This is a genomic window from Wujia chipingensis (genome assembly GCF_014337155.1).
Classification (GTDB): domain Bacteria; phylum Bacillota; class Clostridia; order Lachnospirales; family Lachnospiraceae; genus Coprococcus_C; species Coprococcus_C hominis.
The window spans coordinates 2,546,444-2,560,028 of the sequence record NZ_CP060632.1; the positions used below are offsets into that span (position 1 = coordinate 2,546,444).

11 protein-coding genes are annotated in these 13,585 nt (G+C 46.9%); 2 read left to right on the top strand and 9 right to left on the bottom strand.

The genetic code is table 11. The features are described from left to right. Window positions 1-104: 104 nt before the first annotated feature. The 4 genes from H9Q76_RS11870 to H9Q76_RS11885 all read right to left on the bottom strand — a co-directional run bounded on the left by H9Q76_RS11870 (window position 105) and on the right by H9Q76_RS11885 (window position 4,666). Window positions 105-1,493: an MATE family efflux transporter gene (locus H9Q76_RS11870; RefSeq protein WP_227573545.1), complete on the bottom strand. Its 1,389-nt coding sequence runs from the start codon at window positions 1,491-1,493 to the stop codon at window positions 105-107. Window positions 1,494-1,647: 154 nt separating this feature from the next. Then, entirely contained in the window at window positions 1,648-2,250 is a 603-nt protein-coding gene (gene thrH, locus H9Q76_RS11875) for a bifunctional phosphoserine phosphatase/homoserine phosphotransferase ThrH (RefSeq protein WP_117780141.1), read from the bottom strand. Window positions 2,251-2,311: 61 nt separating this feature from the next. Further along, window positions 2,312-3,160, bottom strand: a complete 849-nt coding sequence (locus H9Q76_RS11880; protein ID WP_021986253.1) for a L,D-transpeptidase family protein — start codon at window positions 3,158-3,160, stop codon at window positions 2,312-2,314. Window positions 3,161-3,169: 9 nt separating this feature from the next. Next, window positions 3,170-4,666, bottom strand: coding sequence for a protein kinase domain-containing protein (locus tag H9Q76_RS11885; protein ID WP_188332057.1), 1,497 nt, complete (start codon window positions 4,664-4,666; stop codon window positions 3,170-3,172). Window positions 4,667-4,862: 196 nt separating this feature from the next. Here H9Q76_RS11885 and H9Q76_RS11890 point away from each other — a divergent pair, with 196 nt between their 5' ends. Further along, window positions 4,863-6,113, top strand: coding sequence for a CapA family protein (locus H9Q76_RS11890; RefSeq protein WP_021986255.1), 1,251 nt, complete (start codon window positions 4,863-4,865; stop codon window positions 6,111-6,113). On the opposite strand, the gene H9Q76_RS11895 is transcribed toward H9Q76_RS11890, so the two are convergent. The 5 genes from H9Q76_RS11895 to H9Q76_RS11915 form a co-directional block, all read right to left on the bottom strand. Beyond that, on the bottom strand, window positions 6,110-6,760 hold the full coding sequence (locus H9Q76_RS11895; protein WP_249321164.1) for a sce7726 family protein: 651 nt from the start codon (window positions 6,758-6,760) through the stop codon (window positions 6,110-6,112). The genes H9Q76_RS11890 and H9Q76_RS11895 overlap by 4 nt on opposite strands. 54 nt (window positions 6,761-6,814) lie before the next feature. Next, window positions 6,815-7,081: a hypothetical protein gene (locus H9Q76_RS11900; protein ID WP_249321166.1), complete on the bottom strand. Its 267-nt coding sequence runs from the start codon at window positions 7,079-7,081 to the stop codon at window positions 6,815-6,817. An 82-nt stretch (window positions 7,082-7,163) separates the two neighbouring features. Next, entirely contained in the window at window positions 7,164-9,653 is a 2,490-nt protein-coding gene (locus H9Q76_RS11905; RefSeq protein WP_118734504.1) for an excinuclease ABC subunit UvrA, read from the bottom strand. A gap of 119 nt (window positions 9,654-9,772) precedes the next feature. Further along, on the bottom strand, window positions 9,773-10,096 hold the full coding sequence (locus H9Q76_RS11910; RefSeq protein WP_249321168.1) for a PadR family transcriptional regulator: 324 nt from the start codon (window positions 10,094-10,096) through the stop codon (window positions 9,773-9,775). Between the two features lie 125 nt (window positions 10,097-10,221). After that, entirely contained in the window at window positions 10,222-12,222 is a 2,001-nt protein-coding gene (locus tag H9Q76_RS11915; RefSeq protein ID WP_249321170.1) for a glycoside hydrolase family 31 protein, read from the bottom strand. A 203-nt stretch (window positions 12,223-12,425) separates the two neighbouring features. Between H9Q76_RS11915 and H9Q76_RS11920 the strand changes: the two genes are divergently transcribed. Then, window positions 12,426-13,328 (top strand): AraC family transcriptional regulator, encoded by a 903-nt coding sequence (locus tag H9Q76_RS11920; protein ID WP_249321171.1) that lies wholly within the window; start codon window positions 12,426-12,428, stop codon window positions 13,326-13,328. Window positions 13,329-13,585: the final 257 nt, after the last annotated feature.

Sequence of the window (13,585 nt, forward strand, 5' to 3'; positions counted from 1 at the left end):
CCGCATGAAAATATTGTTCAGATAACGATATATTACATAAAAAGCACGATTTGATTCACATCAAACCGTGCTTTCTTATTTTAATTTCCAGATTCAAGTCCTGACTATGCTTTCCCGACTTCCAGCTGCCGCGCGACCTTGCGTTTACACAGGAAGAACGCCGGAATCAGGAATGCATCCGCAAGCAGCCATGCGAGCGGGCTGGAATAGCAGGCTCCGAGATAGCCAAACGCCGGCACGAGCAGCATACCCGCGATACCGCGCGCGATCATTTCCATCACACCTGCGATAATGGCGAGTGATGAAAATCCCATACCTTGAATTGTAAAGCGAACCGTATTGACCAAGGTAAGCAGACAGTAAAATGCCGATACAATGATCAAAAACTGTGTTGAATTCTGCATGATAACCGGATCCTTCTCATCTAAGAACAGCATTGTAAGCTGGTCTCCGAACAACTTCACTACGATTACCATCAGTCCAGACACGATAAATCCAATGATACATGCGGCACGCAGACCTTTCCCTACACGATCCAGCTTCCTTGCTCCGATGTTCTGTCCGGCATACGGTGCCATCGTCTGACCAAGCGCATCAAACGGACACGCAAGAAATATATTGATCTTCGAGCCGGCTGTCATAGATGCAACATAGATGGAACCTAGTCCATTTACCGCTGTCTGCAGAATTACCGAACCGATTCCCGTGATGGAATACTGCAGTCCCATCGGAATTCCAACACCCGTCAATTTTCCTGCCAGATGTCTCTCCAGCTTCCAGTCTCCCTTCTCCATCGCAAGAATATCGAATTTTTTCTTAATATATATAATGCTGATCACACCTGATACGCCCTGGGAAACAACGGTTGCAAGCGCCGCACCATCGACGCCCATCCTGAACACTATGATGAGCAGCAGATCCAGACCGATATTGATGGCAGACGAAATCGCAAGGAAGATAATCGGCGATTTGCTGTCTCCCAGCGCACGCAGGATAGCTGCCGTCATATTGTACAGAATCGTACACGGAATTCCCGCAAAGATTATAAATATGTAAATATATGCGTATTCAAATATATTCTCCGGGGTGTTCATCCATGTTAAAACCGGGCGGCAGAACAAAAGCATCAGAGTTGTAATTACAACGCTGAAAAATGTACACAGCCACACAGAATTTGTCACCATCTTCCGCAGCAGCGGAAAATCCTTGGCACCAAAGCTCTGTGAGATCGGAACCGAGAATCCACTGCAAAGTCCCATACAAAATCCAATGACAATAAAATTCAGACTGCCTGTCGAGCCAACGCCTGCAAATGGATCCACGCCCAGATATTTTCCTACGATCATCGTATCAACCAGACTGTAAAACTGCTGGAACAACAGTCCCAGAAACATCGGAAATGCAAATCCGAGAATCAGTTTCATCGGCGATCCTACGGTCAGATCTTTCGCCGGGCTGGATGATTTTTTCATTTCTTTTTTCTCTTCTGACATCTTCCAGATTCCTCCTAATTATATCTCTCAAATCTTGTACATACATCTGTGCATGGCAGTTTTTGCACATAAAGAAATCGCCATAAGCAAATACAGGCGTTGCTCACAGCGATTTCTATTCATTCCTCGTTATAAGAGAACGATTTTTATCCGATTAATCCAGATGCTCTTTGATTGCAGCAAGCAGCTCATCGTAAGTCTCATATGCTGCAAGCTCCGGATTATCCTTCTTGATCTGTTCTGTACTCTTAAACAGGAAGCCTGCCTTGCTAGCCTTGATCATACCAAGGTCGTTATAACTATCTCCACTGGCGATGGTCTCAAATCCGATCGACTGTAATGCCTTAACCGTTGTCAGCTTTGACTGCTCACAACGCATCTTGAAGCCTGTGATTTCTCCACTTTCTGCAACCTCCAGAGAGTTACAGAAAATCGTCGGCCAACCAAGCTTCTTCATCAGTGGTGTTGCAAACTGTGCAAAGGTATCACTGATAATGATTACCTGTGTCAAACTGCGCAACTCATCTAAGAATTCCTTTGCACCCGGAATCGGATCAATCTTCGCGATTGTCTCCTGAATCTCTTTCAAACCAAGTCCATGCTCCTTCAGGATGCCAAGTCTCCATGTCATCAGCTTATCATAATCTGGTTCATCTCTTGTTGTCTTTTTCAGTTCCGGAATTCCACTTGCCTCCGCAAATGCGATCCAGATCTCTGGTACCAATACGCCCTCTAAATCTAAACATACAATATTCATTGCCATAACTCTATCCTCCGTTTTTTATTTTTATCATCCATTTAACCTGATGTTAAATTTTCTATTGAATTACGATATACGGGTGCATATCTTTCGATAATTCTGCCAGATATGCAAGCACCATATCCTCCGTTGTTGCAATGCATCCCAGTGTCGGCTGCTGCCCCACATGGAAGAAAATCGCCGAACCACGCCCCGGCTCCACCGGATTCTGATTGTACTCCACGACAAATCCATATTTGTAAGCATCCGTGTATTCAATCATACGTTCTGCACTCTGCCAGGTCTTTTCTCCATCAAGTTCTATGCGTTGATTATATAATTCACTGTCCTCATCGTCAACCCAATATGTATTTTCTGTAATTTGAAATGTTGAAAGACCCGTTTTCGGTTTCTCTTCTATATAAAATGCTTCGCCGATTGGAAATACCCCGGCAGGTGTCATCCGGCTTCCCTCATAAGACTCCCGGCTCACACCATTTGCCCCGACATAGCCCTCGGTTGTCAGTCCGGTATCCGTCCATTTTCCGTCCGTATCACAGATATACATGGATATCGTCGCTTTATCGTGATCTGCATCTACGACAACCAGTTGTCTGCAGGAAACCTCCGCCAGTTGTGCATAGCTGACCAGACTCCGATTCAAAATCTCTGTCAAAGCTTCCGGCTGTGCCTCATCAGGAACCGCCGCATCTGTCCCAGTCGCATCTTGGGCTGTATGCATCTGCTCCTCCATCGGCGTTGCCACATCCCCTGCCGTTGCATCTGCAGTCGCAGTCACCTCCGTGGCTGCCATCTGTGCGTGTTTCTTTTTCTGCTGATTGTGTGTGAGATTTGCGATTACAATTCCCAGAACTGAACCGATCAAAAGCCCCATCAACATACAGAACAACATCCGCAAATTCTTCATAGATACCCCCTAATTCAATGTAATCTCAATATGTGGATTCATGTTTCCATCCAACAGTTTCAACAATTCTGTCATATTTTCTGCTGAAATATCAATACAGCCTGCTGTCTCACTGACATTGCTATAATTTCCACAGATCGTAATGACTGAGCCTTTTCCCGGTGTCACGCCATCCGAAGACAAGCCATCTCCATTATGTTCGATAAAGATAATTGCATTTAATTTTCCGTTTACGATATTGCTTCCGACATGATCAACACTCACATCGCCTACCGTATTCGTATCGACAAGTGTGTTATACAGTTCGGATTCTGCATCATCTACGATTGCGGCTGAGTCACTTGCCAGTTTAAAATTCATGTTATTTTTCGGATCAACATTTGCCATCACAAAGCCAAGCTTAAACGTTCCCATCGGTGTGACACCTTTTCCTTCTCCGTAGTCAGAACCGATTCCATTTCTGCCAAGCACACATGCAACAGAATATTTGTTAACCCAGTCGCCATGTTCCCAGTTATAAACGGTCAGCGTTCCAGATGTGCTTCCCGCATGTGCGGTTACCGTAATCTTCTGGGAATATTCATATGGACATTCCGCTTCCTCTGTGGTTGCTTCAGTCGTCTCCTCTGTCGTCGTTGCTTCGGTCGTTACCTCCGTGGTTGTTGGCGCCGCGGTTGTCGTTTCTTCCTCCTGATTGACTGGATGGATCAATACAACATAGATTGCAACAGCCGCACCTATGATCAGCACAATCAGAATTGGCAGTAAAAACCGCAACATCAAGGACGCCTTCTGCGTCTCCCTTGTCACTTTTTCTTTTTTCGGTTGCAGATGCATCTCTTCCTGTGTATTATATGCATCCGCCTGCTGTACATTTCTTCGGTGATTGACCAGATCTGTTGGTTGCTGCGCCGGTGACTGTCTCCTCGGCTGCTGTACCAATGGCTGCCCGCAAGTTGGCTGTTTCGATGATTGCTCCTGTTTCTGCGCGTACATTGGCTGCATCGATGGTTGCTCTGTTTCCTGTACATACATCTGCTGCCCGGTTCCTACCGTTGGCTCCTGCAAAATATCCGCAAGCATCTGTAATTCCTCTGCAAATTCCAATGCCGTCGCATAACGTCTCGCCGGATCTGGTTCACACGCTTTCTGGATAATCTCGTCAAACACACCACTGATGCCCTGTTTCGGAATCAGCGATTTCATCAGCATGCCGAGTGCATACACATCCGTCCCTGCATGGTAAGCGCCACCCTGTGTCAGCTCCGGTGCAACAAATGTCGGGATTGTCCCCTCCGGATATTGCCGCACGTTCTCATACCCGATCAACTGATAATTTCCGGGTGACACAACCAAGATATTCCCCGGCTTTACATCCCCATGCACACGTCCCTGCTGGTGGATCACGGAAAGCGCTTCCGCAATCTGCGCACCCATACGTGCAAGCTCTGCTTCCTGCATCGGCATCTGTGCAATATATTGTTCCAAAGTCAATGGATAATTCATCCCATGTCTCCTTTTTATCATATTTAAACTAGGCATAGTTTACCACCATTTATCCCAGTTGACTAGCCGCTATCTTGAATTTATTTATATTTGCTTTACCGGAAAAATGTGGTATTCTATATATTGTTATTTGTTTCCTTTTTGCGTTTGTTATGATTTGAAACAAACGCATTCACAGAAGATATGAGGATTTACTATGCGAAAGATTATCATATTTTTTATTATTCTGACGATCATCGGCACGGTCAGTCTCGTCGCGATCAATCTGCGGAAGGATTCGTCCCATACAGATGATACCTCCGAGGCAGAAATCTCACAGCCGATCGACCTTTCCGGGCTGGATTCCTATCAGCCAGTTAGTGGCAGCGTTGCAACGGTAACCAACGCCGGGGCAGATGAAAAACCAGCTTCCCAATCCTTTACCATCAGCATGAATTTCGTCGGCGATATCATGCTCGCGGGTAACGACACCGCTACCAGCAGCATCGACGCCATGGCGAACAGCCAGCCGAGCACGTATTTCTTCGAAAATGTACGGGATTATTTCTTAAATGATGATATCACAATTGCGAATTGTGAAAATGTTTTCTCCGACAATGACAATCTGGCGAAAACGGATAAGGGCGAAGCCGCCGCACTCGAACAATACAATAATGCGGTTGCGGAATATAACTCTGCAGTTGCACTTGCACAACAATCCGGAACGACTGTCAGCATGGAGAAGCCGGAATATACCTTCCGTGCATTCTGGTTCCGCTCCCACGCTGCAACTGCCAAGCTCCTGCCGGAAAATGGCGTCGATATTGTCTCGATTGACAACAACCACACTTATGATTTCGGCACCGATGGCAACATGGATACGCGTGCTGCCTTAGATGTGGCAGGTGTTGACTGGGGCAAGGACGGAAAGATCGTCTACAAGGAAATCAATGGTTTCAAGATTGCATTTGTATTCGGAAGCATGTACTCCGCCGGAGCTGAACAGGCAATGTTAGTGGATCTGGAAGAGGCAAATGCAAACAGTGATTATCAGGTTGTATATTTCCACGGCGGTGAAGAGAAGGTACACGCCTACGAGGACTGGAAACAGGCGTCCTGCCATAACTTAGTCGACCACGGTGCCGACCTCGTCATCGGTTCCCACCCACATGTCTTACAGCCGATGGAGACTTACAACGGTGTGAACATCGTATATTCACTGGGGAATTTTATCTTCGGTGGAAATAATTACCCGGAGAACAGAACGTTGATCTATAACCAGACTTTGACGATCACACAGGATGCAGCGACTGGTGGTTTCACCGTAGCGAATACAGACATCACCTTGATTCCATGTTATGTCTACACCGGGGAATCCAACAACTACCAGCCTGCCGTCATTGAAAACGAGACGGACAAGCAGCTTGTAATCGACTTTATGCAAGGAAAGCGGGAACTGCCTTACTAGGCATCCCGCTTTTTTCTTCGATACTTTTTTCTTTTTTTGCGCACAGTCTTGCCGCGTTTTGCCGCCTGTGCCTTACGGAATTCCTGAATCTCCGCAAGCATCGCGGTGTAATCCCGCTCAAATAGCGCATCACTGATTTCCTTATGAACCACCTCGACTGGTAACCGGTCTACAATGATTGTACGGACAAAATCCTTGCTTTTCTGCTTGTACATCGGCAGTCCGTATTTTTCCTGAATATGTGCAAGCTCTGGGCGCCACAGCACACGAATCGTCCGAAGAAGCTGTGCATACGGATTGTCGCTCATCTCCCGCACAATATAGAAATCCACATGGTCTTCTTCCTGTTCTACCGACACGATCCCCCAGTGCTCCGGCACATGCTCCGCAACATGACTTGCATGTGAGCTCCCGACAACCACGATATTCGCATCGAAATACAGATCGTAGTCTGCGACCTGCCGCTCTAACCGCGTGTATGTATCCGCATCACTTTTTATCTCGATTCCAACAATCTTTTCGGGAATCACCATCACGACATCCGCCCGCGAATTCCCGACGGTTTTCTCCTCCAAGATCCGCACCTTACCGTACCGCTCTTCGAGGAACTCAAATAATGGTTCCCGTATATCTTTATCCAGTAACATCGTATGTTCCATCCTGTTTTTCTAGCACATTCTGAACACCATTTTAACAAGATCTTACATCAAAAACAAGAGTCCGAGGAACATCCCTGCACCGATTACATTTGCCTTCACAGGAAGCTTCGTCGGCAATGTGACGACAGCTAACGGAAGCAGATTGAAGATACATGCCCATCTCGGCATCCCCCGAAACGAAACACTCGACTTCTCATAATCCTTCAAGTCCGTCAGGTTCACCTTGCCATTCGGTGCATAGGTGAGCAGCCAGTCCGATGCTCCACAGAAAATATGTCCGATCAATCCCAACAATAACATGAATTTCATTTGTTCTTCCCTCCCACAGTGTTGGTCTATATGCGATTTATACAGCATGCACCAAGTGCAGAGTCAAGGAGAATTTATGACTTTAAATATATTTTCCCGTAATACTGTCTTTATTTGCTGCGATCTGCTTCGGTGTTCCAACCGCAACGACACGGCCACCGGCGGCACCACCGCCCGGTCCCATGTCTATCACATAGTCGGCGTTCCGGATCACATCTAAATCATGCTCGATCACAAGCACGGTTGCACCCTGATCGACAAGCGCCTGAAATACGCCAAGCAATGTCTGCACATCCAGCGGATGCAGCCCAATCGTTGGCTCATCGAATACAAAGACCGAATCCGCCTGTCCTTTTCCCATCTCGCTGGCAAGCTTCAACCGCTGTGCCTCTCCACCAGACAGGCTCGGCGTCTCCTCACCCAGCGTCAGGTAACCGAGTCCCAGATTCTTCAATACCTGCAGGCGCTGGCGCACGACCTTCCACTCCGCCGCTGCTTCCAACGCAGTATTCACATCCATATCCATCAACTGTGGCAGGGAATACTTCGCTCCCTGTTTCGTCTCATAGCCGATCTGCCATGCTTCCTTCCCATACCGTGATCCGTTGCATTCCGGACATGGTACATCCACGTCTGGCAGGAATTGCACATCGAGGCTAATCTGTCCTGTTCCATCACACACCGGACATCGCAGCTTTCCGGTATTATAGGAGAAATCGCCTGCCTTATATCCCGCTTCCTTCGCATCTGGTGTCTTTGCATATATCTTCCGCAGTTCATCGTGTACATTCGCATACGTTGCGACTGTCGACCGCACATTGATTCCGATTGGCGATGCGTCGATCAGCTTCACATGTGCGATTCCCTCTGCCGAAATCTGCTTTACATGTGCTGGTAGCGTGGCTCCCTGCAGGGATGCTTCCAAGCCTGGAATCAGGCTTTCTAAAACCATCGTTGTTTTTCCAGAGCCAGACACTCCGGTTACTACGGTCAGACGCCCCTTCGGGATATCCACTTCCAATGGTTTGACCGTGTGAATCGCATCCGTCGACAGATGCAGTGTTCCAAAGTCAAACTTTTCCTCCGCGCGCGCCTGCTCACGCACACGCATATCCGCTTTCCGCGCCAGAAATGGTCCTATCATCGAATCCGGATTTGCGATAATCTGCGGAATATCACCCTGTGCGATCACATAACCACCACCGGCACCTGCCTCTGGTCCCATCTCAATAATCCAATCCGATTCCGATAAGATCTGTGTATCGTGGTCGACCAGAAGCACCGAATTTCCGTCTGCAACAAGGTCATGCATAACAGCATTCAAGCCTTGAATATTCGATGGATGCAGTCCGATCGACGGCTCGTCCAATACATATAATACACCGGTTGTACGATTCCGCACGGCGCGTGCAAGCTGCATCCGCTGCCGTTCCCCCGTCGAAAGTGTAGATGCTACACGATCAAGTGAAAGATAAGAAAGTCCCAAATCCATCAACCGTCTGGCTACGGTCTGGAACGACTCACAGATTGCCTCTGCCATCGGCCGCATCTCCTCCGGCAAAGAATCCGGCACACCAGCTACCCAGTCGACCAATTCCCCAAGCGTCATCTTACAGGCTTCATCCAATCCAATTCCGCGCAGCCGTGGTGCCCGCGCCGCTTCAGAAAGCCGGCTGCCACCACATGCCGGACATACCTCTTCCTTAAGGAATTTCTCAACACGCTTCATGCCCTTTTCATCCTTCACCTTCGCCAAGGCATTTTCCACTGTATAAATGGCATTGTAATATGTAAAATCAAGTTCACCCGCCTGATTCGATTTTTTCGCCTTATACAAAATATGCTTTTTCTCCGCCGGTCCATGATAGACAATGTCTTTCTCCCGCTCCGTCAGCTCACGAAATGGAACGTCTGTACGCACGCCCATCTCCCGGCAGACATCTGTCATCAAAGACCACATGAGACTGTTCCAAGGTGCAACGGCGCCATCGTCAATGCTGATGGAATCATCCGGCACAAGCGAATCAATATCCACCGTTCGGACACTGCCAGTTCCGCCACAGTTCGGACACGCCCCCTGCGAATTAAATGCCAGTTCCTCCGCACTTGGTGCCTGCACCTTCGCCCCGCACTCCGGACACAAAATCTCCTGTTCTGCTGCCACCTTTAATGTGGGCGGCACATAATGTCCGTTCGGGCAGCGATGGGATGCCAGCCGGGAATACATCAACCGCAGGCTGTTCAAAAGCTCCGTCCCGGTTCCAAATGTACTGCGAATCCCCGGAATGCCCGGCCGCTGATGCAGTGCCAGTGCTGCCGGTACATATAACACTTCATCCACCTTTGCCTTTGCCGCCCCGGTCATCCGCCGCCTTGTATAAGTCGACAACGATTCCAGATATCGTCTGGAACCCTCAGCATACAACACGCCAAGCGCAAGTGATGATTTGCCCGAACCGGACACACCTGCAATCCCAACGATCTGATGTAATGGCACATCCACATTGATATTTTTCAAATTATGTACGTTTGCACCCCGTACTACAATCTTCTTCGGTTCATTCTCCGCCATGTTCGTTCCTCTTTTCGTCCAATGATCCAGTCAATCTGTATTTCTAAATTTTATTTACTCAGCCGTGCCGCCCTTTGCAACATACTCAGCAAGTGTCAGGTTCTCCGCCTTCATCCGTCTCACTCCTCCATCTTCAAAATTTTCTTTGCACTTTCCGTAATGCTCTTATAACTCTCGCAGAATTCCTTCAAATGCTTCGCCCCCGCATCGGTCACCGAATAATATTTCCGGATCGGTCCAAGCGGGGATTTCTCTTTGCGGCATTGGATGCAGCCGTTCTTCTCCAGCCGCGTAAGCACCGGATACATCGTTCCTTCGCCAAGCTCAGTGAATCCAGATTCCGTCAGCCGTTGCAGAATCTCATAGCCGTATGTCTCATGTTCCGCAATCACCGATAGCACGCATCCTTCCAGAATTCCTTTCATTAATTGTGTATCTATCATGATAGCTCCTCCATTATGGGGCAGTTTTCGTATTTCTTCTATCACACTACTTTGTATCGCCAAGTAGTATGATAAGAAAATACCACAGCTACTTTGTATTGTCAAGTAGCTGTGGTATTATAAATTTATTTATTTTCTTCCTTCTTCAACCAGACGGTTGACTTTTCCAGATCATATGCCCTCGTATAACCGTCATCGTCATATAACTGATAGGTGCTATTCGCATATCCAATCAGCTGCAGGCTGTCCATATCAATCTCATCCACGCACTCTGCAGCATCCACAAGCGGAATGCACTTGCCCTGACGGATAAATAAGATAACCTCGTTCAACGGAACCTCGACAAAATGATGTCCCTTCGGCATTTCCGTCTGTTCGATTTTTCCGTCCGGGCAGAAACGGACAAGCATCATCGCTTCCGGCAGGTACACATATCTGCCGATTGCATTCTGCGTATACACAGGTGCGATCATGATTTCATTTCCGAGCATCAACTGATCTTCCACATTTACAGCCATCCGATCTTCCGGGTACTCAAATGCAAGCGGCTTAAACATCATGTCATCGGTCAGTGCAGCCTTCATATATTCGCTGTAAATGTATGGAATCAACCGATACCGCACACCGATTATATGCCGGAAATCCTCAATGTGTTCAAACTGATAACACTCCTGTTCTCTCGTGTTCTCGCAGGAATGATCCCGCATAAGCGGCGTAAATACACCGAGTGCCAGCCAGCGGAGCAGCAGATCCCGTGTCGTGTTACAGCCAAAGCCACCCAGATCGGCACCGGTATATAAGAACCCGCACATATTCAAGGATGGCAGCATCTTCAGATTCAACAGAATATGTGACCACCAGGATTTGTTGTCACCGGTCCAGATCCCGCCATAGCGATGCATGCCAATATAGGATGAACGTGAGAACAACAGGCAACGCTTATCCGGCGAAATCTCACGAAGTCCTTCCCCCGCTGCACGCGTCATGTTATATCCAAACAGATTGTGCACCTGATCATGCCGCACCATCTTGCCATCTACATTGTGATACATAGATGCATAGTCTTCCGCGTTGTTCGCAAGGCCGGTCACTTGCGCCCTGATTGCCCATACATCCTGCACGGTTTCCTCTTTGTCAATGAACGCTTTCATCGCTTCCTTTACATCTTTTACACCCTCCGGTGTGAAAAATATCGCAGGTTCGTTCATATCGTTCCAAAATCCCTCTATGCCGGCATCCGTCAGGCGCTTATATTTCTCTCCAAACCATTTTCTGGCATCCGGATTTAATACATCCGGAAAATGTGTATATCCGGGCCAGACAGCGGCTACAAAATCACTTCCGTCCTGTCTCTTACAGAAATAATTCTTCTCGACGCCTTCCTCGTACACATCATATCCCTCTTCGATTTTTACGCCTGCATCAATAATCGGAACAAGCCGGATATGATCCTTCTTCAGGTTCTCTACGTACTGCGGGAAATCACGGAACTCCTCATTTACCGTAAAATCTTTATAGTTATCCATATAGTCAATATCCATATAAACCATATCTATCGGAATATGATTTTCCCTGTATTTTTCTGCCACCGCGACAAAATCCTCCGGCGTTTTATATCCCCAGCGGCTCTGCCCGAAGCCAAACGCGAATTTCGGTGCAATATAGCTTCTGCCAATCATCTTCCGAAACTGCTTTGTAATATCGTATGGTTTTTCGCCTGTAATAACATACAGATCAAGATCTGCCCTTTCACAGAAGATATGAAGCTCGTCCGATCTTGTGTAACCGACATCAAAGGTGAGTGTTGACGGATAATCAAAGTAAAGTCCAAACGTCTGCTCCCCTGACACGATAATAAAATTATGCGCAGCATACAGCGAATATACATCTTCATGATGATGGGGATTATCTGAATTGTTGCTGATATACTGGTAGCCGCGTTTGTTGATGCCACGGTTTGCTTCACCGAGTCCATATACGACATCCTCATCACGAAGCTTATAAGTGAAAGAAAATCCTTCCTGTAAATGAATGTCGCCAAACTCCGGCATTCCTTCCGATGCTGCAAATGGTTCTGTCACAGATTCTGTTGGAAACGGGGTTCCATAGGTATATTTTTTAATCATTTCGCATTCTCCTTCCGATTGTTTTGTCTTACGTTTTGTTAATATCATTATATTGTCAAGCAAGCTAATATTCTTGCATTATCTTCGTTATTTTATGACACAATATTGACTTTTCTTAAAAAATAGCATATTTTAACTATAAGAACTTATGCAGGCACAGGTCTGGTGCGAATCTACTTTCAAAAAAGGAACGATTATACGATATGAACCAGGACATTTCTCTAAAAGAAAATATTCATTACGGAACAAAAGAACATCCTATTTCCAGATTACATTTTGATACAGGGGCCGGTACACCCTATCCGGAATATTTCTTTGTTGCGCGCCACTGGCACCACTATATGGAAATTCTCTATATTGAGAAGGGGAGCTTTGAATTTGAAATCAATCTGCAGAGCTTTACCTTATCACAAGGAGATATCTGTATCCTGAATCCCGGTGACCTGCATCAGATCAAGGGGAATTCCTCCGATACCAAGCACAACGTGATCTTATTCGACCCGTGTATTCTGGATTTTTCCTATGAAGATGAAATGCAGGAAAAATGTATCAGACCACTGATAAACCAACTGGCTCTATTGCCAAATATCTACCATTGCGGTTCATCCATCCATGCCGCCCTTTCACCTAAAATCAAGGCTCTTATGGATACTGCCGCAGAAATGGATTACGGCTGGTATATGACAAGCAAACTACTGATTCTCGATATTATATCATCCATTTATACAGCCAATCTCATGCAATCAGTCCAAAATGCACACGCACAGACAAACCAAAAGAAAATACAGAACTATAAGTCTGTCATCTCTTATATGGAGCATAATTATAACCAGCCTGTCACATTGCAGGACCTGGCGGATACCATCCCATGCAACAGCCAGTATCTCTGCCGTTTTTTCAAGGATATTGCAGGTGTTTCTCCGATTCAGTATCTGCTTAATTACCGCATTCAAAAGGCATGTATTCTGCTTGAAACGACAAACAATCCAGTGCTTGATATCGCACTGGATTGCGGATTTGAAAATGTCAGTTATTTTATTCGCAAATTTAAAGAAATTATGTGTTGTACGCCCAAAGCCTATCGGAACAAACATACGCAAAGGTAATACAGGCGAATTATTCTCCGTGCTGCCATCCGATCGTTTATTATTCCCTGGATGGCAGGCAATTCTGCGGCTGGATGTTCCCGCTTCCACCGTATCGCCCGGATCTTTCTGCAGTGCTCCAAGGGCACCGTTCGATATTCTTCCCAGATTTTTCACGGTCCTTCCACCTATGGACGAAGTAAACTTACAGGAAGCCTCAAAGCTTTCCGGGTGCAATCCGTAGCATTCTGTCAAGGCTGCCTGCGAAGCACCCCAGA